The sequence below is a fragment of the Methylobacterium oryzae genome (assembly GCF_021398735.1).
In the GTDB taxonomy this organism is placed as follows: Bacteria; Pseudomonadota; Alphaproteobacteria; order Rhizobiales; family Beijerinckiaceae; genus Methylobacterium.
In genome coordinates this window covers 2388396-2411273 of the sequence record NZ_CP090349.1, presented here as the reverse complement: position 1 = coordinate 2411273, position 22878 = coordinate 2388396, and the positions used below count along the sequence as shown (strand labels likewise).

15 protein-coding genes and 1 other RNA gene are annotated in these 22878 nt (G+C 71.8%); 4 read left to right on the top strand and 12 right to left on the bottom strand.

What is annotated here, in order from left to right:
* Positions 1-159: 159 nt before the first annotated feature.
* From murC to LXM90_RS11525, 3 genes are read right to left on the bottom strand one after another with little or no spacing between them, the layout of a single operon-like run.
* A complete protein-coding gene (gene murC, locus LXM90_RS11535) occupies positions 160-1566 on the bottom strand; it encodes a UDP-N-acetylmuramate--L-alanine ligase (protein WP_020094128.1) in 1407 nt (468 codons plus the stop codon).
* Positions 1567-1616: 50 nt separating this feature from the next.
* Positions 1617-2726 carry an undecaprenyldiphospho-muramoylpentapeptide beta-N-acetylglucosaminyltransferase gene (gene murG / locus LXM90_RS11530; RefSeq protein WP_020094127.1) on the bottom strand — a complete coding sequence of 370 codons (1110 nt, stop codon included), beginning with the start codon at positions 2724-2726 and terminating at the stop codon, positions 1617-1619.
* Positions 2723-3889: an FtsW/RodA/SpoVE family cell cycle protein gene (locus LXM90_RS11525; RefSeq protein WP_234082791.1), complete on the bottom strand. Its 1167-nt coding sequence runs from the start codon at positions 3887-3889 to the stop codon at positions 2723-2725. The genes murG and LXM90_RS11525 overlap by 4 nt, the downstream gene beginning before the upstream one ends.
* 285 nt (positions 3890-4174) lie before the next feature.
* Here LXM90_RS11525 and LXM90_RS11520 point away from each other — a divergent pair, with 285 nt between their 5' ends.
* On the top strand, positions 4175-5650 hold the full coding sequence (locus LXM90_RS11520; RefSeq protein WP_020094125.1) for a PAS domain-containing methyl-accepting chemotaxis protein: 1476 nt from the start codon (positions 4175-4177) through the stop codon (positions 5648-5650).
* A gap of 28 nt (positions 5651-5678) precedes the next feature.
* Here LXM90_RS11520 and murD read toward each other — a convergent pair whose 3' ends face one another.
* From murD to LXM90_RS11475, 9 genes are all read right to left on the bottom strand, one after another.
* Positions 5679-7043 (bottom strand): UDP-N-acetylmuramoyl-L-alanine--D-glutamate ligase, encoded by a 1365-nt coding sequence (murD, locus tag LXM90_RS11515; RefSeq protein WP_020094124.1) that lies wholly within the window; start codon positions 7041-7043, stop codon positions 5679-5681.
* Positions 7044-7248: 205 nt separating this feature from the next.
* On the bottom strand, positions 7249-8334 hold the full coding sequence (mraY, locus tag LXM90_RS11510; RefSeq protein WP_020094123.1) for a phospho-N-acetylmuramoyl-pentapeptide-transferase: 1086 nt from the start codon (positions 8332-8334) through the stop codon (positions 7249-7251).
* Between the two features lie 68 nt (positions 8335-8402).
* On the bottom strand, positions 8403-9851 hold the full coding sequence (locus LXM90_RS11505) for a UDP-N-acetylmuramoylalanyl-D-glutamyl-2,6-diaminopimelate--D-alanyl-D-alanine ligase (RefSeq protein ID WP_234082790.1): 1449 nt from the start codon (positions 9849-9851) through the stop codon (positions 8403-8405).
* Positions 9852-9870: 19 nt separating this feature from the next.
* Entirely contained in the window at positions 9871-11328 is a 1458-nt protein-coding gene (locus LXM90_RS11500; protein WP_234082789.1) for a UDP-N-acetylmuramoyl-L-alanyl-D-glutamate--2,6-diaminopimelate ligase, read from the bottom strand.
* Between the two features lie 24 nt (positions 11329-11352).
* Positions 11353-13197, bottom strand: a complete 1845-nt coding sequence (locus LXM90_RS11495; RefSeq protein WP_419149865.1) for a peptidoglycan D,D-transpeptidase FtsI family protein — start codon at positions 13195-13197, stop codon at positions 11353-11355.
* A gap of 54 nt (positions 13198-13251) precedes the next feature.
* Entirely contained in the window at positions 13252-13665 is a 414-nt protein-coding gene (ftsL, locus tag LXM90_RS11490) for a cell division protein FtsL (RefSeq protein WP_012319332.1), read from the bottom strand.
* Positions 13662-14726 carry a 16S rRNA (cytosine(1402)-N(4))-methyltransferase RsmH gene (gene rsmH / locus LXM90_RS11485; protein WP_234082785.1) on the bottom strand — a complete coding sequence of 355 codons (1065 nt, stop codon included), beginning with the start codon at positions 14724-14726 and terminating at the stop codon, positions 13662-13664. The genes ftsL and rsmH overlap by 4 nt, the downstream gene beginning before the upstream one ends.
* A gap of 426 nt (positions 14727-15152) precedes the next feature.
* An RNA gene (rnpB, locus tag LXM90_RS11480) (RNase P RNA component class A) lies at positions 15153-15551 on the bottom strand.
* 51 nt (positions 15552-15602) lie between these two features.
* Positions 15603-16043, bottom strand: a complete 441-nt coding sequence (locus LXM90_RS11475) for a VOC family protein (RefSeq protein ID WP_056534063.1) — start codon at positions 16041-16043, stop codon at positions 15603-15605.
* 419 nt (positions 16044-16462) lie between these two features.
* On the opposite strand from LXM90_RS11475, the gene LXM90_RS11470 reads away from it, so the two are divergent.
* The 3 genes from LXM90_RS11470 to LXM90_RS11460 all read left to right on the top strand — a co-directional run bounded on the left by LXM90_RS11470 (position 16463) and on the right by LXM90_RS11460 (position 22868).
* A complete protein-coding gene (locus tag LXM90_RS11470; protein ID WP_234082784.1) occupies positions 16463-17590 on the top strand; it encodes an acyltransferase family protein in 1128 nt (375 codons plus the stop codon).
* A gap of 105 nt (positions 17591-17695) precedes the next feature.
* Complete coding sequence (gene pepN, locus LXM90_RS11465; protein WP_234082782.1) at positions 17696-20320, top strand: aminopeptidase N; 2625 nt, start codon at positions 17696-17698, stop codon at positions 20318-20320.
* Between the two features lie 253 nt (positions 20321-20573).
* Positions 20574-22868 (top strand): PAS domain-containing sensor histidine kinase, encoded by a 2295-nt coding sequence (locus LXM90_RS11460; RefSeq protein ID WP_234082780.1) that lies wholly within the window; start codon positions 20574-20576, stop codon positions 22866-22868.
* Positions 22869-22878 lie beyond the last annotated feature (10 nt).

Sequence of the window (22878 nt, the reverse complement as noted above, 5' to 3'; positions counted from 1 at the left end):
CGGCGATCCTGGTGTCGTCGCATCGGGGTGGCAGCGGACGCTGCGAGGCCGGGGTCCGGAGAGTCACCGCCGGGTTCATCCTCGGAGCGCAGCCCAGTGTGGACGGTCGAGGGTGCCGCCGACCCGAGAGGCTTCCCGGGGCGGGCGCGCGCACCGCGCCTACCGTCCCCGCGCGGCGAGTTCGTCCGGCAGGGCGTAGGCCCACTGGGTGATCGTGCCGGCGCCAAGGCACACCACGTAGTCGCCGGGCTTGGCGAGGTCCGCGATGATGCCCGCGAGTTCCTCCGGCCGCTCCAGGGCCCGGGCGTCGCGGTGGCCGCGGGAGCGCAGGCCGGCCACGAGGCTGTCGCGGTCGAAGCCCTCGATCGGCTGCTCGCCGGCCGCGTAGACCGGCGCGACGATGACCGTGTCGGCATCGTTGAAGCAGGTGCAGAAATCGTCGAACAGCGACTGCAGGCGGGTGTAGCGGTGCGGCTGCACGATGGCGACGACGCCGTGCTCGGTCGAGGCGCGGGCGGCCTTGAGCACCGCCTTGATCTCCACCGGATGGTGTCCGTAATCGTCGAAGATCGTCGCGCCGTTCCACTCGCCGGTGCGGGTGAAGCGCCGCTTCACGCCGCCGAAGCCCGCGAGCGCCTGGCGGATCGCGTCCGGCTTCACGCCGAGCTCGTGCGCGACGGCGAGCGCCGCGGTGGCGTTGAGGGCGTTGTGCTTGCCGGGCATCGGGAGGACGAGATCCTCCATCTCCATCCGGTAGCCGGGCCGACGGTCGCGGATCATCACCCGGAAGCGGCTCTGGCCGCCGCGCAGGTCCACGTCGATCAGGCGCACGTCGGCCTGCGGGTTCTCGCCGTAGGTGATGATCCGCCGGTCCTCGATATGGCCGACGAGGTCCTGGACCACCGGGTGGTCGATGCACATCACCGCGAAGCCGTAGAACGGGATGTTGTCGATGAAGCGCCGGAACGCGTCCTTGATCGCGTCGAACGAGCCGAAATGGTCGAGATGCTCGGGATCGATGTTGGTGACGATCGCGACGTCGGCCGGCAGCTTCAGGAAGGTGCCGTCGGACTCGTCGGCCTCCACCACCATCCACTCGCCCGCCCCCATGCGGGCGTTGGTGCCGTAGGCGTTGATGATGCCGCCGTTGATCACGGTCGGGTCGAGGTTGCCGGCGTCAAGCAGCGTGGCGACGAGCGACGTGGTCGTGGTCTTGCCGTGCGTGCCGGCGATCGCCACGCAGGACTTGAAGCGCATCAGCTCCGCCAGCATCTCGGCCCGTCGCACCACGGGCAGGCGTCGCTCGCGGGCGGCCTGCAGCTCGGGGTTGTCGCGCCGGATCGCGGTCGAGACGACGACGAGGGCGGCCTCCTCGACGTTCTCGGCGTCGTGGCCCACGAAGGTGCGCATGCCCTTCTCGGCGAGACGGCGGACATTGGCGTTGTCGGAGGCGTCCGAGCCCTGCACCGTGTAGCCGAGGTTGTGCATCACTTCGGCGATGCCGGACATGCCGATGCCGCCGATGCCGATGAAGTGGATGGGGCCGAGCTTGTCGGGCAGCTTCATGGGTCGAACCGTCTGGTGGCGGGACCGCCGGTGCGGAATCCCTCAAGAAATCAGGTGCGGGCGGCCGTCTCGACGACGACCTCGGCCAGCCGCTCGGCGGCGTCGTGGATGCCCGCGCTTCTGGCCGCATCGGCCGCCGCGGTCAATTTTGCCGGCGTCTCGAAGCAGGCGGTCAGCTCCGCGGCGAGCCGTTCGGGCGTGAAATCCGGCTGCTTCACCGCCAGCGCCGCGCCGATGGCGTCGAGGGTCGCGGCGTTGGCGGCCTGGTCCTGGTCGAGGGAGCCCGGCAGCGGCACGAGGATCGACGGGCGGCCGATCGCCGCGAGTTCCGAGACCGTCGAGGCGCCCGAGCGCGAGACCACGAGGTGGCTCGCGGCCATGCGGGCGGGCAGGTCCTTGAAGAACGGCGCCGCCTCGATCCCGGCGAGCCCCATGGCGAGATAGCGATTCTGAACGGCCGTCAGGTCCTCGGGGCGGACCTGCTGGACGAGGTGCAGGCGGGCGCGCAGCGCGTCGGGCAGGCGGGCGATCGCCTCCGGCACGACCTCGCCCATCACGCGCGCGCCCTGGCTGCCGCCGAACACCAGGAGCCGCAGGGCGTCGCCTGCGCCGAAAGCGGGATACGGGAACCTGGCCGCCTCGATCACCGCCGGGCGGAGCGGATTGCCGGTGTGGATCCGCGGGGCCTTGGCCTTGTCGGGCACGCCGCGCACGACCTTGAAGCCGGTGGCGATGGTGCGGGCGCCCCGCGCCAGGAAGGCGTTGGCCCGGCCCATCACGGCGTTCTGCTCGTGCAGGATCGTCGGCACGCGCAGGATCTGGCCGGCGAGCACCGGTGGGACGGTCGGGTAGCCGCCGAAGCCCACGATGGCGGCCGGGTTGATCCGGCGGATCTCCTTCGCGGCCACGCCGAAGCCCCGGCCGAGGGTCAGCACGGCGCCGGCCCGCTTCAGCGGCGAGCGGCCGGACGGCGTCGCCGAGGCGATGGTGACCACCTCGGAGGCCGGGAACTCGGACGCGATGGAATCGACCCGGGCGTCGGTGGCGAGCGCCACGCGGATGCCGCGGGCCCGCAGGGCGTGGGCGAGGCTCTCGGCCGGGAACAGGTGGCCACCGGTGCCGCCCGCGCAGAGCAGGATCGTGGGGGTGAAGACGGTCACCGCATCACCCCGGCGACGGTGGCCGGCGCGGTGCCGGGGGGCTTCTGGCTGAGCATGACGGTGCGGGGGCGCTTACGGGTCAGGGCGACGAGGAAGCCGGTGCCGAGCGCCAGCGAGATCAGCGAGGAGCCGCCGTAGGAGACGAACGGCAGCGTCATGCCCTTGGCGGGCATCAGCTGGGTGTTCACCGCCATGTTGATGCAGGCCTGCAGGCCGAACAGCGTGGTCAGGCCGGTGATCGCCAGCCGCGAGAAGGTGTCGTCGGTGCGCCGCGCGAGCTTGAGGCCGCGCAGGACGATGAAGGCGAACAGCGCCACGAGGCAGAGGCAGACGATCACGCCGAACTCCTCGCCGGTGACCGAGAAGATGAAGTCGGTATGCGCGTCCGGCAGGTGGCGCTTGGCCACGCCCTCACCCGGCCCGGTGCCGAACCAGCCGCCCGAGCGGAACGATTCGCGCGACCAGAAATCCTGGAAGCCGCCGCCGGAATCCCGGTCGAGGAACTTGTTGAAGCGCTCGCGGACGTGGTGGAAGAACAGGTAGGCAGCGAACACACCTCCGAGGCCCAGCACGCCGAGGACGGCCACCCAGATCAGGTGGAGGCCGGCCACGAAGAACAGCGCGCACCACACCATGGTAATCAGCATGGTCTGGCCGAAATCGGGCTGGAGCAGCAGCGGCACGATGGTGATCGGCAGGAGCAGCAGCGCCAGGATGCCGCCCGGCATGTCGCGGCGCTGGGCGCCCTCCGAGAAGGCCCAGGCGGCGACGACTACGAAGGCCGGCTTCACGAATTCCGAGGGCTGCAGGCCGAAGGGGCCGAACTGGATCCAGCGATGCGCGCCCTTGATCTCGGGCCCGAACTTGCCGGCGAGCAGGCACAGGATGACGCCCAGGATCCAGGTGACGAGCGCCAGCCGCCGGATGCCGCGCAGCGACAGGAACGAGACCGCGCAGATCAGCAGGATGGTCGGCGCGAGGTACATCGCCTGCCGGTTGAGGAAGTAGAAGGTCGGCAGGCCGATCCGCTCGGCCACGGGCGGGCCGCCGCCCATCAGGAAGACGAGGCCCGCGACCATCAGCGCGAACAGCGCCGCGAGCAGGCCGCGGTCCACCGTCCACCACCAGTCCGTCAGGGGGGTGCGTTCCGCGCGTGACATCATGCCGGGCAACGACTCCAGGCCGCGCGGATGCCGATCCGCGCGGGTCGGCCGGGATCCTCGGCAGGAATGGTAAACGGAGCCTTATGACCGACAGATCGGGGCGCGTCGGGGCACGTCAGGACGCGCCGGCCACGCAGCCGGCGGCCCCTGGGATGCTGTATTAGGACCGCGCAATACTAGTAAAAAGACACTCTATGTTAATCTTCCCATTGCAACTTTCGGATGTATCGACCCGGCGGGTCGCGGTGCGCCGCGCCCGATCCGCCCAGCGGAAGCCGACGCGCCATGTTCTCTGCCCTGAACGTCCGTGAAGCGCATGCCAAGCTCGCGGCCCTCGACCGGGTTCAGGGCGTGATCGAGTTCGACCTGGCGGGGCGGATCCTGTCGGCGAACCGGAATTTCCTCGACGTCGTCGGGTACACGCTGCCGGAGATCGTCGGCCAGCACCACAGCATGTTCATGGAGCCGGCCCAGCGGGACGCCCCGGATTACCGGGCCTTCTGGGAGCGCCTGCGCTCCGGCACCTTCGAGTCGGGCCAGTTCCAGCGGGTCGGTCGGGGCGGCCGGTCGATCTGGATCCAGGCCTCCTACAACCCGATGCTCGACGTCCGCGGCCGGCCCTACAAGGTGGTGAAGTTCGCCACCGACATCACGCAGCAGCGCACCGAGGAGGCCGACCGCGCCGGGCAGATCGCCGCGATCGACAAGGTGCAGGCGGTCATCGCCTTCGACCTCGACGGCACGGTGATCGCGGTGAACGACAATTTCCTCGCCGCGATGGGCTACAGCCGCGCCGAGGTGCTCGGGCAGCATCACAGCCTGTTCGTGGAGCCCGCCTACCGGGAGAGCGAGGCCTACCGGGCCTTCTGGGCGGCCCTGCGGAACGGCACCTATCAGGCGGCCCAGTTCCGGCGGATCGGCAAGGACGGGCGCGAAGTCTGGATCCAGGCCTCCTACAACCCGATCCTCGACGCCGCCGGCCGGCCCTACAAGGTGGTGAAATTCGCCACCGACATCAGCGACCAGGTCCGACTGTTCGCCAACCTGCGGACCCTGATCGATCAGAACTTCGGCGAGATCGAGCAGGCGGTGACGCACTCGACCACGGCGGCCTCGCTGGCCTCGTCGGCGGCGGACTCGACCTCCGGGAACGTCCAGACCGTGGCGGCCGCCGCCGAGGAGCTGGCGGCCTCGGTGGCGGAGATGTCTCAGAGCATCGTGCGCTCCCAGAGCGCCACCGACACCGCCTATGCCTGCGTTCAGGACGCGGACGGCCACACCAAACGGCTGGCCGAGACCGCCACCGCCATGACCGGCATCGTCGGTCTGATCCAGGACATCGCCGGCCAGATCAACCTGCTGGCGCTGAACGCCACCATCGAGGCCGCCCGCGCGGGCGCGGCGGGCCGCGGCTTCGCGGTCGTCGCCTCCGAGGTTAAGGCGCTGGCCGACCAGGCGGCGCGCGCCACCGGTCAGATCAACGGCGAGATCGCCAGCGTGCAGCGCGTCTCGCAGGAGGTCGTGCAGGCTCTCAGCTCGATCGGGTCCTCGGTCTCGGTGATGCGCGAGACCGTGGTGGCCACCGCGGCCGCCATCGAGGAGCAGAGTGCCGTGACCCGGGATCTGGCCGAGAGCATGCAGAGCGCCGCGGGGGCCGTCACGGAGATCACAGGCAACATCGGGGCGATCGTCCAGTCGGTGGCCAACGTCTCGCATGCGGTCGACACCACCCGCGACGCCGCCAAGGTTCTGGCGCGCTGAGGTTCTGGCGCGCTGAAGTGGCGCTGCCTCAGGGCAGCGCCTGAACCAGCTCGCGGAAGCGGTTGCCGCGGATCTCGAAGTTCCGGAACTGGTCGTAGGACGCGCAGGCCGGCGACAGGAGCACCACCGGCTCCGGTGCGCCCGAGGCGGCGGCGTTCTCGGCGGCCTTCGGGACGGCGTTCTCGAGGGTCTCGCAGCGCGTGTAGGGCACGGCGCCCTCCAGGGTCGCCGCGAAGGCGTCCGACGCCGCGCCGATCAGGTAGGCGTGCGCGACCCGCTCGAAATACGGCACCAGCGGGAAGATCCCGCCCTCCTTGGCCTTGCCGCCGAGGATCCAGTGGATGTCCCGGAAGGCGGTGAGGGCCTTCTCGGTGGAATCCGCGTTCGTCGCCTTGGAATCGTTGACGAACAGCACGTGGCCGCGCCGCCCGACTTCCTCCATCCGGTGCGGCAGGCCCGGGAACGAGGTGAGGCCGGCCTGGATCTGCTCCGGCGACAGGTCGAGGGCCCGCGCGACGGCCACCGCCACCGCGGCGTTCTGCCAGTTGTGCGCCCCCCGGAGCGAGCCGATCCCGTTGACGTCGGCGAGGGCCGTCCCGTCCGGCTCCCGGACGATCCCGTCGCGCACCGTCAGCGCGTCGGTGCACAGCACGTCGCCGTGGGGCACGTGGACGCGCACGAGGTCGGCGCCGCGGCGGTCCGCGATGGCGCGGCTCGGGGCGTCGTCGACGCCGACCACCGCGAGGTCGGCGCCCTGGATCAGGCGCTCCTTGATGGCCGCGTACTGCTCCATCGTGCCGTGCCGGTCGAGATGGTCCGGCGTGATGTTCATCAGCACGCCGACGCTCGGGTCGAGGCTCGGCGTCAGGTCGATCTGGAACGACGACATCTCGATCACGTGGACGCGGTCGGCGGCCGGCGGCTCCAGCGACAGGATCGCGGTGCCGATGTTGCCGCCCATCTGCACGTCGCGGCCCCCCTGCGCGAGCACGTGGGCGATCAGCGCCGTGGTGGTCGACTTGCCGTTGGTCCCGGTGATCGCCACGAACGGCGCCCCCGGCGCCTGCGCCCGCCGCTCCCGGCAGAACAGCTCGATGTCGCCGATGATCTCGACGCCGGCATCCCGGGCGAGCCGGACGCTCCAGTGCGGCTCGGGATGGGTCAGCGGCACGCCCGGGCTCAGCACGAAGGCGGCGAACGCAGACCAGTCGGCCGCGCGCAGGTCCCGCGTCTCTATGCCGGCCTCCCGCGCGCGGGCGAGGCTGTCGGCATTGTCGTCCCAGGCCTGCACGGCCGCGCCACCGGCCTTCAGCGCCAGCGCCGTGGCGAGCCCCGAGCCGCCGAGCCCGAACAGGGCGACGGTCTTGTCCTGGAAGACGGTGACGGGTGTCATGCGGAACTCCGGATGCGGCGGCCGGACCCGGCCGACCCGAACCGGACCCTCGTCCCGGGCGCCCCGCCTCGGCGACCCCGAAGGCGGGCTCCCGGGATCGCGCGGCCGGCCGGAAGCCTCCTTCGAGGCTCCCCTCCGCGGCCGCGCCTCAGGACGAGGGCGAGGATCGGATCGACCTCTCAGGCCGCCCGTCTAGCACGATTTCTCAGCGCAGCTTCAGCGTCGCCAGGCCGGCCATCGCCAGGATCACCGCGATGATCCAGAACCGGATCACGACCTGCGGCTCCTTCCAGCCCTTCTGCTCGAAATGGTGGTGGATCGGCGCCATGCGGAACACGCGCTTGCCCGTGAGCTTGAACGACGCGACCTGGATGATCACCGACATCATCTCCAGCACGAAGAGGCCGCCGACGATCGCCAGGACGATCTCGTGCTTCGTCGCCACCGCGATGGAGCCCAGCAGGCCGCCCAGCGCCAGGGAGCCGGTATCGCCCATGAAGATCTGGGCCGGCGGCGCGTTGAACCAGAGGAAGCCGAGTCCGGCGCCGATGACCGCGCCGCAGACGACGGCGAGCTCGCCCGTGTCGCGGACGTAGTTCACCTGCAGGTAGCTGGCGGTGAACGAGTTGCCGACGAGGTACGCGATGAAGCCGAACGTGCCGCAGGCGATCATCACCGGCACGATCGCGAGGCCGTCGAGGCCGTCGGTCATGTTCACGGAATTGCCCGCCCCGACGATCACGAAGGCGCCGAACAGCGGGTAGAACCAGCCGAGGTTCAGCAGCGCGTCCTTGAACACCGGGAAGGCGAGCTGATTCTGCAGCGCGGCGGGCGAGTAGACCGCGATGGTCACGCAGGCCGCCATGGCGATCAACGCCTCGAGGGCGAGGCGGAACTTGCCCGAGAAGCCCTTGTGCGACTGCTTCGTGACCTTGAGGTAGTCGTCGTAGAAGCCGATCGCGCCGAAGCCGAGGGTGACGGTCAGCGTCACCCAGACGTAGTGGTTGCGCGGGTTGGCCCAGAGCAGGATCGCCACGACGGCGCCGGCCAGGATCATCAGGCCGCCCATGGTCGGCGTGCCGCGCTTGGTCAGCAGATGGGTCTGCGGCCCGTCCTCGCGGATCGGCTGGCCCTTGCCCTGGCGGATCCGCAGCAGCGAGATGATCCAGGGCCCGAACCAGAACACGAACAGGCCCGCCGTGAACAGCGCGCCGCCGGTGCGGAAGGTGATGTAGCGGAACACGTTGAGCGGCGTGAAGCTGCTGCTCAGGTCCGAGAGAAGGTACAGCATCCGGGCGCTCGGCCCCCTTGTTCAGGCTCAGGTTTCGGGGGACGGCGCCGCACGCGCAGGCGTGCCGGTCACGGGACGGCCTGGGTCCGCCGGGTCGGATCGACCGCGTAGCGGGCTTTCAGCGCCTCGACAATCCGGCCCATGCGGCTGCCGTTCGATCCCTTCACCATGACGGCGTCGCCGGACCGCAGGGTCCGGGCGAGCGGCTCGAGCAGGTCGGCCGCGGTGTCGGCCACCGCGCCGCGGCGGCTCACCGGCAGGGCCTCGAACAGGTGGCGCATCAGCGGACCGGCCGTGAAGACGAGGTCGACCCGGGCCGCCTCGATCGCCTCCGCCAGGCCGCGATGCAGGTCGGGCGCGGCGGCGCCGAGCTCGAGCATGTCGCCCAGCACCGCGATCCGGCGGCCGCGGGGCCCGGTCTCGATCCCCGCCAGGGTCGCCAGCGCCGCGCGGACGGCGACGGGATTGGCGTTGTAGCTCTCGTCCACGAGGTAGGCGGTGCCGCCGCCGATCTCGAGGGGGGTGCGCTCGCCGCGCCCCGCCGGCGGCTTTAGCCCCCCGAGCGACAGGGCCGCGCGGGCGAGGTCGGCCCCGAGGCTGTGGACCACCGCCATGACGCCCAGCGAGTTCAGCGCCGCGTGCCGGCCGGCGGTGCCGAGCTTGTAAGTGACGGGCTGGCCCATCACCACCGCGTCGATCACCGACAGGTCGGGCCGCAGCACGATCCTCAGGGCGCGGACGTCGGCATCCGCGTGCTCGCCGAAGGTCACCACCCGGCCCGCCCGGGAGGCCTGGGCGTGGGCGGCCAGGCGGTCGAAATGCGGGGCGTCGCGGTTCAGGATGGCGACGCCGCCGGGCTGGAGCCCGGAGAAGATCTCGCCCTTCGCGTCCGCGATCGCGGCCAGCGAGGCGAAATGCTCGATATGGGCGGGTGCGATCGTGGTGATCAGCGCGATGTCCGGTCGGACCTGCGCGGTCAGCGATACGATCTCGGCGCCGTGGTTCATGCCGATCTCGAACACGCCGTAGCGCGCGGAGCGCGGCATCCGCGTCAGGGTCAGGGGCACGCCCCAGTGGTTGTTGTAGGAGGCCGCCGAGGCGTGGGTCTCGCCCTGCTCGGACAGGACGTGGCGCAGGGCCTCCTTGGTCCCGGTCTTGCCGACCGAGCCCGTGACCGCCACGACCTGCGCGCGCGTCCGGTCCCGGGCGGCGGCACCGAGGCGCACCATCGCGGTGAGAACCGGGTCGGCGCCCCCCTCGGGCACCGCCAGGACGGGGCCGTGGACCGCGAGCGCCTCGGCGCGCGCGGCGCTCACCACGGCGGCGCCGGCGCCGCGCCCCAGGGCGTCGGGGACGAAGTCGTGGCCGTCGCGGGTGTCGCCGCGGATCGCGAAGAACAGGTCGCCGGGCTGGAGCGTGCGGGTGTCGATTGAGGCGCCGCCGATCGCGCGCCCGGCGCCGATCAACCGGCCGCCCGTCGCGGATTCCAGCTCCTGCCGCGTCCAGAGTGCGGTCATCGTCGGTCCCCCGTCGTCCTCAGGCCGCCGCGGCGATCGCGGCGCGCAGGACCGCGTGGTCCGAGAACGGCAGCGTGCGATCTCCCACGATCTGGCCGGTTTCATGACCCTTGCCGGCCACGACCAGCACGTCGCCCGGCCCGAGCCGGTCGACGGCGCTGTGAATCGCCTCCGACCGGTCGCCGATCTCCTCCGCGCCCGGCGCCGCGTCCAGGATGGCCCGGCGGATGGCGGCCGCGTCCTCGGTGCGCGGGTTGTCGTCCGTGACGATGACGACGTCGGCGAGCCGCTGCGCGATGGCGCCCATCAGCGGCCGCTTGCCCCGGTCGCGGTCGCCGCCGCAGCCGAACACCGCGATCAGCCGGCCCGACGCGAAGGGGCGGAGCGCGGCGAGCACGCTCTCCAGGGCCTCGGGCTTGTGGGCGTAGTCGACGAGGCAGAGGCCGCCCCGTGCCTCGCCGATCCGCTCCATGCGGCCGGGGACGCCGGTGAGGTGGTCGAGGGCCGCCAGGACGCCGTCGGGATCGGCCGCCCCCGCCGGGGTAGCCAGTGCGAGGCCGGCCGCCACCAGGGCATTCTCGACCTGGAACTCGCCGACGAGCGGCAGGCGCAGCTCCCGGGCCCGGCCCGCGAACAGGATCCGGGCGACCTGCGCGAACCCCTCCGTGCGGACCGCCTCGACCCGCAGGTCCCGGCCGCCCCGCCCGACCGTGCGGACCGGCCGGCCGGCGGCCTCGGCGGCGGCGATGACGCGCTCGGCGTAGGCGCCGTCGGCGTTGACGATGGCCGGGCGGCCCGCCGGGAGTAGGTCCGTGAAGAGGCGTAGCTTGGCCGCGAGGTACTCCTCGATGCTCGCGTGGTAGTCGAGATGGTCCCGGCCGAGATTGGTGAAGCCCGCCGCGTCGAGGCGCACGCCGTCGAGCCGGCGCTGCTCGATCCCGTGGGAGGACGCCTCCATGGCGAGGTCGGTGACGCCGTCCGCTGCGAGTTGCGCCAGCGTCCGGTGCAGCGTCACGGGATCCGGAGTCGTGAGGGAGCCGTACTGCGCGCCGCGATTGGTGACGATGCCGACGGTGCCGAGGCTCGCGGAGTCGCGGCCGATGCGCGCCAGGATCTGGCGGACGAAGTCGGCCACCGAGCTCTTCCCGGCGGTGCCGGTCACCGCCACCACGGTCTCGGGCTGCGGGCCCGCGAGGCGGGCCGCCGCGAGGGCGAGCGACCGGCGCGCGTCGGCGACCGGGATCCAGGCGACCGCGTCGGGCAGGTCGGCGGGACGGGTCCCCTCCCCGGCGACCGCGGCGGCGCCGCGCTGCGCGGCCTGCGCGGCGAAGCGTCGGCCGTCGGCCTTCGTGCCGGGAACGGCGACGAACACCGTGCCGGTCGCGACCTGCCGGCTGTCGGCCGTGAGGTCCGAGACGGTCAGGTCCGCGGCGGGGCCGGCGGCCTCGGGGAAGAGGTCGGCGAGCCGCGCGCTCATCGCTGCACCCTCATCGATCCGATCTCACGGGCCGCCCAGCTGGTTGACGTGGTAGGCGTTGAGCTTGACCATCTGCGGGAACGGCCTCACCGGCGGCTCGAATTGCGGCGGCAGGCCGAGGATCGGCGCCACGCGCTCGATCACCTTGCCGGTGACCACGCCGGAATTCCAGGCCGCCGTGGCGTAGCCGCCCGATTCCGGCAGGCCCTGCGGCTCGTCCATGATCGTGACGAACAGGTACTTCGGATCGTTCATCGGCGCGGCCGCCATGAAGGTCGTGAACAGGCGGTTGTGGATGTAGCGGCCGCCGATGACCTTCTCGGCGGTGCCGGTCTTGCCGCCGACGAAGTAGTACGGGACCGCCGCCTTCTTGGCCGAGCCCTCGGCGGCGTTGAGCCGCATGATGTAGCGCATCGCCTCGGAGGTCTGGCCCGAGAGGACGTGCGTGGCCCGCGCCCGCGCAGCCTCGGGCGTCGTCTTGAGGAAGGTCGGCGTCATCAGGTCGCCGCCGTTGGCGATGGCCGCCACCGCGGCCGCGGCCTGGATCGGCGCCACCGCGATGCCGTGACCGAACGCGATGGTGATGGTGTTGATCTCGGTCCAGCGAGACGGGACGATCGGCGCCGCGCTCTCCGGCAGCTCGGTGCGCAGCCGGTCGAGCAGGCCCATCTTCTTCAGGAAGGCCTTGTGGCCGGGCACGCCGACGCCGAGCGCCATCTTGGCGGAGCCGATGTTGGAGGAGTGGGTGAACACCTCCGGCATGGTGATGACGCGGTTCGTGCCGTGGTACTCGTGGATCTTCTGCCGGCCCCAGTTCAGCACGCCGCCCCGGGTGTCGAAGGTCGAGTTGACGTTGTACTTGCCGGAATCGAGCGCCATGGCGAGGGTCATCGCCTTGAAGGTCGAGCCCATCTCGTAGACGCCGACATTCATCCGGTTGATGCGGTCGGGCGAGAGCGCGTCCTTCGGGTCGTTCGGGTCGAAATCCGGCATGGAGACGAGCGCGATGACCTCGCCGGTCTTCACGTCGAGGATCATCGAGGCGCCGGCCTTGGCCTTGAAGTGGTCGATGCCCCAGGCCAGCTCGTCGCGCACGGCGAACTGCGCGCGCAGGTCGAGTGACAGCTGCACCGGCTTCAGGTCGGCCTGCTTGTTGATCAGCCCGAAGCTGTTGAGGGCCTGCAGGCCGGTGGAGTCGATGTACTTCTCCATGCCGGCGATGCCGATGCCGTCGAGGTTCGTCGCGCCCAGGATGTGGGCGGCCGCGACGCCGTTCGGGTAGACCCGCTTGTGGTCGGGCAGGAAGCCGATGCCGGGGATGCCGAGCCGGTGGACCTCGGCCTGCTGCTTCGGGGTCAGCTCGCGCTTCACCCAGACGAAGCCCGCGCCCTTCTTGTCCTTGCGCTGCGTCAGCTTGGCGCGCAGCTCGGAGGCGTTGAGCTCCGGCAGGACGGCGGTGAGCAGCTCGACCGCCTCGTCCTTGTCGTAGATGTTGCCCGGCTCGGCGAAGACCGAGACCGTGCGGATGTCGGTGGCCAGGATCTCGCCGTTGCGGTCGATGATGTCGGGCCGGAAGGCGGTCGAGGACGCGGCTGCGACCCGGTGCTCCTGGCTGGGCGGCTCTCCGAAGATCGCCATCATCAGGAGCTTGGCCGAGATCGTCCCGAACACGCCGACGAAGACGAGCCCGACCATCGCGACCCGCATGTGCGAGCGCTCGATCGCCAGCCGGAACATGCTGCGCAGGAGCGCCTTGGCGCGGTCGGCGCGCGGCTCGGGCTCGCGCGCCTCCTCCTCCAGGGGGCGCGGCGCGCCGGCGGCATGCGCCAGCGCGGCGGCTTCGAGCAGCGCCGCCTCGTGGTCCGACACGGCGGGCTCGACCGCCGGGTCTAGGGTCTGGTCGGCGTGATCGGACACGGGGGTTTACCTCGAAGCCGTCGTCGGGGTGCGGGTCGTGGTGACGGTGCGGGTGATCGAGCCGGTCGTGCGCGGCTCGATCGCTCCTTTGTCTTTGGGCGTCGCTGTGGCGGCGAGCAGACGGCCGATCTCGTCGCCGCGCTCCGGCCGGGCGGGCAGATCCGAGAGGCGCGCGAGGTGGCTGGTGCCGATCGGCTCCAGGGCGAGATGCTTGTCGACGGCCGCCTGGAGCCGGTCGGGCCGCGTCAGGAGCTGCCACTCGGCGCGCAGCACGGCGATCGCCTGCCGCTCCTTGTGCAGGGCGGTCTGGAGCTTCGAGACCTGACCGCCCTGGTAGAGCGTGTCGTACTTGATCGAGTAGGCGTAGATCGCCGAGGCGACGAGGCCGGCCACCGCCAGCAGGTTCAGGAGGCGGATCATCGGCGATGGCCTCCGCGGGCCGCGTCGGGCAGGCTCGCCAGCGCGGTCAGCGCGGCCAGCGGTTCGGGAACTTCGGATTCGGTGCGCTCCGCCGCCCGGAGCTTGGCCGAGCGCGCGCGCGGGTTGCGGGCGGTCTCGGCCTCGCCCGGCAGGACCGGGCCCTTCGTGACGGGACGGAAGCTGCGGACGGTCTCGACCGGCCCCCCGGGCAGGTGGCGGGAGCCCTGCGCGGAGCGACCGCTGCGCGCCGCGAAGAACTGCTTGACGATGCGGTCCTCGAGCGAGTGGAACGTCACGACGGCGAGCCGGCCGCCGGGCCTGAGCGCGCGCTCGGCCGCGTGCAGGGCGCGGACCAGCTCGCCGAGCTCGTCGTTCACGGCGATCCGCAGGCCCTGGAAAGTCCGCGTCGCCGGGTGGATGTGGCTGCCCGGCTCGGTCCGGACCACGCCGGCGACGAGTTCGGCCAGCTGCGCGGTGGACTCGATCCGCCCGCGGCGGCGCGCCTCCAGGATGGTCCGCGCGACCGCGCGCGAGCGCCGCTCCTCGCCGTAATGGTAGATGATGTCGGCCAGCACGGTCTCGTCGGCCTCGTTGACGAGGTCGGCGGCGCTCGGCCCGTCGCAGCCCATGCGCATGTCGAGGGGGCCGTCGCTGCGGAACGAGAAGCCCCGCTCCGGCGCGTCGAGCTGCATCGACGAGACGCCGATATCGAGGACGACCCGGTCGACCTGCGCGATGCCGGCCTCCGCGAGAAGGCTGTCGAGGTCGCCGAAACGGCCGGACAGGAGGCGCAGGCGCCCGCCGGACTCGGCGACGAGCGCCTGCCCGGCCGCGATCGCCGTGGGGTCGCGGTCGATCGCGACGACCTGCAGGGCCGGATCCGCCGCGAGCAGCGCGCGGGTGTAGCCGCCGGCACCGAAGGTGCCGTCGACCGCGATCCCGCCCTCGGTGCCGAGCGCCTCGACGACCTCCGCGAGGAGGACGGGCACGTGCGGCTCGGACGGCGCATCGGCGCCGCCGTGGCGGGGCGGACTCTCGGGAGCGGGGCGGCGCCGGCTCATGGGCGCCTCGCCGGGGCGGCGCACCGTGGCGCGCGCGGACGGGCGGAGTGTCGGCGCGTCCCGGAAACCCGGGCGCGGATGCGGCTCGTGCGTCTCATGGTGCCCTGTGCCGGGCCGCGCGAGCGCGGCGCGCGTGACGGGAACGGCACCGGATGCGGAGCGCGCAAGACGCCGCGCACGGACGGGACCTGCGCGATGGCAGGGTGCGCCCGGCGATCCGATACACGCCGTTGACGGGAGGATGCCGGGTATCATGGGCCTCGGAGGATCGTCAACGCACAAGCTTGGCACTGCCGCGCGGACCGATCTGAACCCGGCAAGGTTAACCGAAGGTTTTTGCCGCGCCGGAATCTTCGGCGCGCCGCCCGCCGGCCCGGCCCCGCGCCGGATCGATAAGGCGTTGAAGACGCAGGTCTTATCGGGAAGTGGATCAGCCGGCCTGTAAGCCGGGTTCTGTAGGGCCGGAGCGCTTGCGCGCCCCGACGTGGCAGCCATTCCTCTGGGACGATCGTCGCCGACCGCCTCGAGCAACCAACCCGGGCGACTGGCCTGGAGAGCCGGCCTGCCCTTCTCGCGAAGGGCGCGCCGCCCCTATTCGGTCTTGCTCCCGGTGGGGTTTGCCGTGCCGTCCGCGTTGCCGCGTCCGCGGTGCGCTCTTACCGCACCCTTTCACCCTGACCCCGGACGGATCCGGGGCGGTCTGCTCTCTGTGGCACTGTCCCTGGGGTCGCCCCCGCCGGAGGTTATCCGGCACCGTCTCTCCATGGAGCCCGGACTTTCCTCCCCGAACGCTCGCGCGTCCGGAGCGGCCGCCCGGCCGGCTGATCCGCGGGCAGATGCGCCCGCGGGGCCGTCCGGGTCAAGGGTGCGGGCCCGCTACCAGGTGCCGGTATTCTCCATCGACTTCCACGGCTCCTGCGGCTCCTTGGCGCCGCCCTTCTGGAGGATCTCGATGGAGATTCCGTCCGGCGACTTCACGAAGGCCATGTAGCCGTCGCGCGGCGGCCGGTTGATGGTGACGCCCTTCTCCTGCAGCTTCGCGCAGAAGCCGTAGATGTCGTCGACCTGATAGGCGAGATGGCCGAAATTGCGCCCGCCCGAGTAGGTCTCCGGATCCCAGTTGTAGGTGAGCTCGATCAGGGGCGACTTGGTCGCCGAGGCCCGCTCGACATCGCCGGGCGCGGCGAGGAAGACGAGGGTGAAGCGGCCCTTCTCGTTCTCGACGCGGCGCACCTCCTTCAGGCCGAACGTATCGACGTAGAAGGCGAGTGCCCGGTCGAGGTCGGCGACCCGGACCATGGTGTGCAGAAATTCCATCGGATCCTGTCCTGTTCTCTTCGAAGCCGGGCCGCCGGCCCGCTCCGGCTGACTCGCCCCGCTAGCTAGCGGCCGCTCCGGCGGTGAGAAGGCCGTGCGGTACAGACTCGGGACAATCGGGCCCGGGCGTTCGCGCGGTCGAACCGCGTCGGGCCGGCCGGGCGGGCGTTTCGGCAGCCCCCGGCATCATCGGCCCGACGGCCGGCCTCGCGCCGCGTGCGTCCCTACGGTCCCGCCGCGAACTCCCGATCCGCCGGAGGAGAGACCCTTCGGCCGAAAGTATGGGCGCGGCTTACCCAGCAAGATGTAGCCCGGCTGCGACGGATTCGTCTTATCTCGCGGGATGATGAGAGCGGTTTCGAACGTCGGGGGCCGTGATGAGGACGCAGGGATCCGAGCGCGGCAGGCATGATGCACAGATGATCGGTCTCGATGCGGCGCGATTTCTCGCCGCAATGCTGGTCATGGTCTTTCATCTGGGCGCCTACGCGTGGCAGGCGCCGCTCTCGACGGCCGGGCGCGCCTTCGACTCCGCCGCAGCTTACCCCGGCCTGTTCGCCTGGACGTGGTTCGGCTGGATCGGGGTCGAGCTGTTCTTCGTCATCTCGGGCTTCGTGATCGCCTACTCGGCCGAGCACGCGACCGCGCGCGCCTTCCTGCGCAGCCGCATCCTGCGCCTCGTGCCGGCGGTCTGGATCTGCGCCACGCTCACCGCCCTGGTCTCGCTCGCCATCGGCCGCATGGGGTCCGGTCGGCACGTGCTGCGGGCCTATCTCGACTGCGTCCTGTTCGTTCCGGTCGAGCCGTGGCTGGACGGTGTCTACTGGACCCTCGGCGTCGAGATCGCCTTCTACGCACTCGTCTTCGCGCTGCTGCGGCGCGGGCGATTCCGGAGCATCGGCCCGGTCTGCGCGGTGGTCGGCGGTGTGAGCACCCTCTTCTGGGTCGCGACCCTGGCCGTGCCGAACCTCTCCGCCCTGGCGGCGAACCGCGTGGCCGAGCTGACGCTCCTGCGCCACGGCTGCTTCTTCGCGCTCGGCGTCTTCCTGTGGTTGTCGCTCGTCAAGGGGCCGACGGCCGGTCGGCTCTGCGTGATCGCCGTCTGCGCCGTCGGGGCGCTCGTCGAGATCGGCGACGCGGCCGGGTCGTTCCTGTTCCAGATGAGCCGCAGCGAGGCTCCGCTCCTCCCGCGCCTCGTCTTCGCGGGCTGCGTCCTGATGATCGTGGCCAGCGTGCGCGGCAACGCGTGGCTCCGCGCGCGGCTCGGGGAGCGGGGCTGCGCGCTGGCCCGACGGCTCGGGCTGATGACCTACCCGCTCTACCTCCTGCACAACGTCAACGGTGCCGCCCTGATCCACCGCCTCGTCGGTGGCGGGGTTCCGCCCTACGCGGCGCTCCTGGCCGCGTGCTGCGCCATGCTCCTGCTGAGCTACGCCGTCATGCGCTGGGCCGAGCCGTTCGTCCGCGTGCGCCTGTCCGCCACGCTCGACAGGGTCGGCCTCGAGCGGCCGCTCCGCGCGGAAGGCCGCCCCGCCCCCGGGCTCTGAGCTGGGCGAGGACCGCCCCACGCGCGCCGTTTCGACGGCTCCGATCGTTGCGCCGCGCGCTCCGAGGGACCAGAACGGGCCCGCCCCGCACCCGGAGTGAGCCGAATGCGCACCGAGACGCCGCCGCTGATCCGCCTCGAGGAATACCGGCCCAGCGACTACCTGATCGATCGCGTCGACCTCGACATCCGTCTCGACCCGCACGCGACCCGCATCGACGCGACGCTGACGCTGCGGCCGAACCCGGCCGGCGTGCCGGCGGCGCCGCTCACCCTCGACGGCGACGATCTCCGGCTGGTCTCGGTCGCGCTCGACGGCGCGCCGCTGGCGCCCGACGCCTACGCGGCGACGCCGTCCGGCCTCATCCTCCGCGATCCGCCGCAGCGGCCCTTCGCGCTGCGTCTCGTCACGGAGGTGGATCCGACCGCCAACACGAAGCTGATGGGCCTCTACCGGTCGAACGGCGTCTACTGCACCCAGTGCGAGGCGGACGGCTTCCGCCGGATCACCTACTTCCTCGATCGGCCGGACGTGCTGTCGGTCTACACCACGCGCATCGAGGCCGACCGGGCCGAGGCGCCGGTCCTGCTCGGCAACGGCAATCCCGTCGGGACCGGCGCGGTCGGGCCGGGCCGCCACTTCGCGATCTGGCACGATCCCCACCCGAAGCCCGCCTACCTGTTCGCCCTCGTGGGCGGCCGGCTCGGGAAGGTCGAGACGCGCTTCACCACGATGGAGGGCCGCGCCGTCACCTGCGCGGTCTACGTCGAGCCCGGCAAGGAGGACCGGGCGGGCTACGCCCTCGACGCCGTCATCCGCTCCATGGCCTGGGACGAGACCGCCTTCGGCCGCGCCTACGACCTCGACGTGTTCAACGTCGTCGCGGTGTCCGACTTCAACATGGGCGCCATGGAGAACAAGGGCCTCAACATCTTCAACGACAAATACGTCCTGGCGAGTCCCGAGACCGCGACCGACGGTGACTACGCGGCGATCGAGGCGATCATCGCGCACGAGTACTTCCACAACTGGTCCGGCAACCGCGTCACGTGCCGGGACTGGTTCCAGCTCTGCCTGAAGGAGGGTCTCACGGTCTTCCGCGACCAGGAATTCTCCTCCGACATGCGCTCCCGGCCGGTGCACCGCATCGCCGAGGTGCGCTCCCTGCGGGCGCGCCAGTTCCCCGAGGATGCCGGGCCGCTGCGGCACCCGGTGCGGCCGCGGGCCTACGCGGAGATCAACAACTTCTACACGGCGACCGTCTACGACAAGGGCGCCGAGATCGTCCGGATGCTGCGGACGCTGATCGGTCCCGAGGCCTTCCGGGCCGGCATGGACCGGTACTACGCCGACAATGACGGCCGCGCCGCCACCGTCGAGGACTTCCTGGCGGCCTTCGCGGCCGTGACCGGGCGCGATCTCGGCGCCTTCGCCCGCTGGTACGAGCGTCCCGGCACGCCCCGCCTCGCCGTCGCGGCCGCGCACGATCCGGCCGCCGCGCGCTACACCCTCCGGCTCGCCCAGAGCCTGCCCGGCGGCGGCGCGGAGCCCGACGGGCCGCCGCTGGTGATCCCCGTGGCCCTCGGTCTCGTCGGGGCGTCCGGGCCGCTGACGGGCGCGACCTGCCCGGACGTGCGGGACGGCGTCTACGTGCTCGACCGCCCCGAGGCCGAGATCGTGTTCGACGCGGTCGCCGAGGAGCCGGTCCCCTCGCTCCTGCGCGACTTCTCCGCCCCGGTGCGGCTCGACCTCACCCTGACCGACGCGGAGCGGATGCGGCTCCTCGCGCAGGACAGCGACCCGTTCAACCGCTGGCAGGCCGCGCAGGACGTCGCTTTGCGGCTGATCCTCGAGCCAGACGCCGATCGGACGGAGGCGTTCGCCGCGGCACTCGGCCAGTTCCTCGAAGACGAGGCCCTGGCCGACCCGGCCTTCGCGGCCCTGGTCCTGGCGCTGCCGAGCGAGGGCGAGGCCGCCGACGCGGTGCCGGCCGACGTGGATCCCGACGCGATCCACCGGGCGCGATTCAACCTGCGGGCGCGTCTGGGCCAGGCCCTGCGGCCGCGGCTCGAATCGATCGACGCGGCGCTCGCGCCGGTGGCCGGTGCGCCCTACAGCCCCGACGCCGCCTCGGCGGGGCGCCGGTCGCTCCGCAACGCGGCCCTCGACCTGGTCGCCGCCGGCGATCCCCGGGAGGGGGCCGCCCGCGCCGCCGCGCGGCTGGCCGAGGCCACCAACATGACCGACCGGCTCGCGGCCCTCGGCACGCTGGCGCTGATCCCGGGGGAGACCCGCGAGGCCGCCTTCGCGGAGTTCGCGGCCCGCTACGCCGACGAGCCCCTGGTCCTCGACAAGTGGTTCGCCCTCCAGGCCCAGATCCCGGAGCCCGGCACCCTCGACCGGATCGCGCGGCTGCAGGAACACCCGGCCTTCACCATGACCAACCCGAACCGCGTGCGGGCGCTGATCGGGAGCTTCGCGTTCGGCAACCCGACCCAGTTCGCCCGGCGGGACGGGGCGGGATTCGCCCGCGTGACCGAGACGGTCGCGGCGCTCGATTCGACCAACCCACAGGTGGCCGCACGGCTCCTCACGGCCTTCGGATCCTGGCGCCGGCTGGAAAAATCACGCGGCGCCAAAGCGGTCGAAATGCTGAATGGGATCAAGGCGATCCCGGGGCTTTCCCGGGACACCGCCGACATCCTCGCGCGCACCCTCGGAGGTGGCTAACCGTCTGAACCTGCGGTAGAAATCGATTCTCGGGCTCCCAGGCAACACCTGGGTTCCGTCAAGCCCTTATGGTAAAAAATCCGTGGACAAACTGCCCCCCGAAGTGATTGTATTCAGTCAGATTCGGGGGGCCTTCGGGGGCCGGGTGCCCACACCGGATCACAGTTCCCACGGGCGAGGTTCGGCCATGCCGGAGGCGGCTTCCGCTTCCTTCTCCGCGCGTGCGGATTCGAGTCTCACGATCTCGTGGCCCATGCGGAGCCGGGATCCGCGGCTCGGCCAGGCCGAGCGCTGGCTGCGCTACGCCGTGCCGGGAACGCTCGCGGTGTTCCTGGCCTGCCTCGTCGGGCTCGCCACCCTCCATATCCAGGGCCAGCGTGCCGAGATCCTGGCGGGCGCGAAGGCCGAGGTCGAAGGCTTCGCCCGTCTGGCCGCGCGGGCGGTGGATCCGGCCGGCACCGTGGCGGAGGACCTGCGCGCCCTGATGCCCGAGAGCGAGCGGCATCCCGGCCGCCGCCTGCTGGTGGTCCGCCCTGACACCCGCATCGTCGCCGCCCATCCGCCGCTGCCGGCCGACCGCACGACCCTCTCGGCGGTGCTCGGCGAGAGTGAGCCGCTCTCCGGCCTCGGCGAGCGCGCCGGCGCGATGGCCCTCGAGCTTCCCGGCGGCGAGAGCGTGCTCGCCGCGGTGCACAGCCTGCCCGGCGGCGCGGGACAGGTGGCGGTGCTCCAGCCCATCGAGCCGCTGCTGCGCGGCTGGAGCGCCCGGACCCGCGACCAGATCGTCCTGATCGCCGCCGCCGCGATCGTGATCGTCGGAGTCGGACTGGCCTACGGCCTGCAGACGCGCCAGGCCGCCCGCGCCGACCGGGCCCGCGAGCAGATCCGCGGCCGCCTGGAGACCGCCCTGCGCCGGGGCGCCTGCGGGTTGTGGGACTGGGACATCGCGCGCGGCCGGATCTACTGGTCCGATTCGATGTACACGCTGCTCGGCTACAGGCGGCAGCACGAGTACCTCTCGTTCGGCGACGTCAACGGCCTCGTCCATCCCGACGACGGCGACCTGTACAGCCTCGCCCGGGGGCTCGCGGCCAACCAGACGCATATCGACCACGCCTTCCGCATGCGCGGCGCCGACGGGGCCTACGTCTGGCTGCGCGCCCGCGCGGAGGTCGTGGCGGACGCCGCCGACGGCGGCCGCCACCTCGTCGGCATCGCCAACGACATCAGCGAGCAGCGGGCCCTGGAGGAGACCAACGCCGCGGCCGACATGCGCCTGCGCGACGCCGTCGAGGCGATCTCGGAGGCCTTCGTGCTCTGGGATACCGGCAACCGCCTGGTCCTGTGCAATTCGAAATTCCGCCACCTCCACGCCCTGAGCCCCGAGGATGCGCAGGCGGGCCGGAGCTACACGGACGTGATGGGACGCGGCGTGCTGCCCCAGGTCCGGCGGGAATCGCCCGAGGCCGGGATGGCGCTGACCGACATGGCGGCCCGCACCTTCGAGGCGGAACTCGCCGACGGCCGCTGGCTGCAGATCAGCGAGCGGCGCACGAAGGACGGGGGCTACGTGTCGGTCGGGACCGACATCACCAGCCTGAAGCGCAACCAGGAGCAGCTCCTCGCCTCCGAGCGCGAGCTGATCGAGACCGTCAAGGACCTCAAACGGTCCCGCCGCACCCTCGAACTCCAGACCCAGCAGCTCGCGGATCTCGCCGAGCGCTACCTCGACCAGAAGGCGGCCGCCGAGGCGGCCAACCAGGCCAAGGCGGAGTTCCTGGCCAATATGAGCCACGAGCTGCGCACCCCGCTCAACGCCATCATCGGCTTCGCCGACGTGATGGAGAACGCGGTTCTCGGGCCGCTCGGCACCCCGCGCTACACCGAGTATTGCCGCGACATCCGCGAGAGCGGTTCGCACCTGCTGTCCATGATCGACGACATCCTCGACATGGCCCGGCTGGAGGCCCGGCGCGTGCGCCTGAGCCCCAGGGCGATCTCCGCCGAGACCGCGATCAGCGCGGCCCTCGCGCCCGTCGAGGCGGCCGCCCGCGAGAAGGCGATCACCGTCAGCGTCGACGTCGTGCCCGGCCTCGAGCTGCTGGCCGATCCGCAGGCGATCCGGCAGATCCTCGCCAACCTCGTGCAGAACGCCGTGAAGTTCACGCCCGCCGGCGGCCGCGTCGCCGTCCGGGGCCGCCGTGCCGGCGCGTGCACCCACCTCTATATCGAGGACAACGGCATAGGCATCCCGACCTCCGACCTCGCCCGCCTCGGCCGGCCCTTCACGCAGGTCGAGCGGCAGATGACCCGGTGCCACAAGGGTTCGGGCCTGGGCCTCGCCATCACCCGATCGATGGTCGAGCTCCACGGCGGCTCGCTCCGGATCCGCTCCGAGGAGACGGTGGGCACCATCGTGCTCGTCCGCCTGCCGGCCACGCCGGCCGAGCGCGAGGCCGGCGTTCCGGCCGGCTCGGCCCCTTCCGCGACGGCCGATTCCACGATTGTCAGGCGCGAGGCGCCGCGGGCGGGCCGTTCCGCCGCCTGAGCGGGACCGT

Excerpts from the sequence above, each read along its gene's own strand:
- murC (WP_020094128.1), bottom strand. The coding sequence starts at position 1,566 with ATGAAGCTGCCCGACAAGCTCGGCCCCATCCACTTCATCGGCATCGGC.
- LXM90_RS11525 (WP_234082791.1), bottom strand. The coding sequence starts at position 3,889 with ATGATGTCACGCGCGGAACGCACCCCCCTGACGGACTGGTGGTGGACG.
- LXM90_RS11520 (WP_020094125.1), top strand. The coding sequence starts at position 4,175 with ATGTTCTCTGCCCTGAACGTCCGTGAAGCGCATGCCAAGCTCGCGGCC.
- murD (WP_020094124.1), bottom strand. The coding sequence starts at position 7,043 with ATGACACCCGTCACCGTCTTCCAGGACAAGACCGTCGCCCTGTTCGGG.
- mraY (WP_020094123.1), bottom strand. The coding sequence starts at position 8,334 with ATGCTGTACCTTCTCTCGGACCTGAGCAGCAGCTTCACGCCGCTCAAC.
- LXM90_RS11505 (WP_234082790.1), bottom strand. The coding sequence starts at position 9,851 with ATGACCGCACTCTGGACGCGGCAGGAGCTGGAATCCGCGACGGGCGGC.
- LXM90_RS11500 (WP_234082789.1), bottom strand. The coding sequence starts at position 11,328 with ATGAGCGCGCGGCTCGCCGACCTCTTCCCCGAGGCCGCCGGCCCCGCC.
- ftsL (WP_012319332.1), bottom strand. The coding sequence starts at position 13,665 with ATGATCCGCCTCCTGAACCTGCTGGCGGTGGCCGGCCTCGTCGCCTCG.
- rsmH (WP_234082785.1), bottom strand. The coding sequence starts at position 14,726 with ATGAGCCGGCGCCGCCCCGCTCCCGAGAGTCCGCCCCGCCACGGCGGC.
- LXM90_RS11475 (WP_056534063.1), bottom strand. The coding sequence starts at position 16,043 with ATGGAATTTCTGCACACCATGGTCCGGGTCGCCGACCTCGACCGGGCA.
- LXM90_RS11470 (WP_234082784.1), top strand. The coding sequence starts at position 16,463 with ATGATCGGTCTCGATGCGGCGCGATTTCTCGCCGCAATGCTGGTCATG.
- pepN (WP_234082782.1), top strand. The coding sequence starts at position 17,696 with ATGCGCACCGAGACGCCGCCGCTGATCCGCCTCGAGGAATACCGGCCC.
- LXM90_RS11460 (WP_234082780.1), top strand. The coding sequence starts at position 20,574 with ATGCGGAGCCGGGATCCGCGGCTCGGCCAGGCCGAGCGCTGGCTGCGC.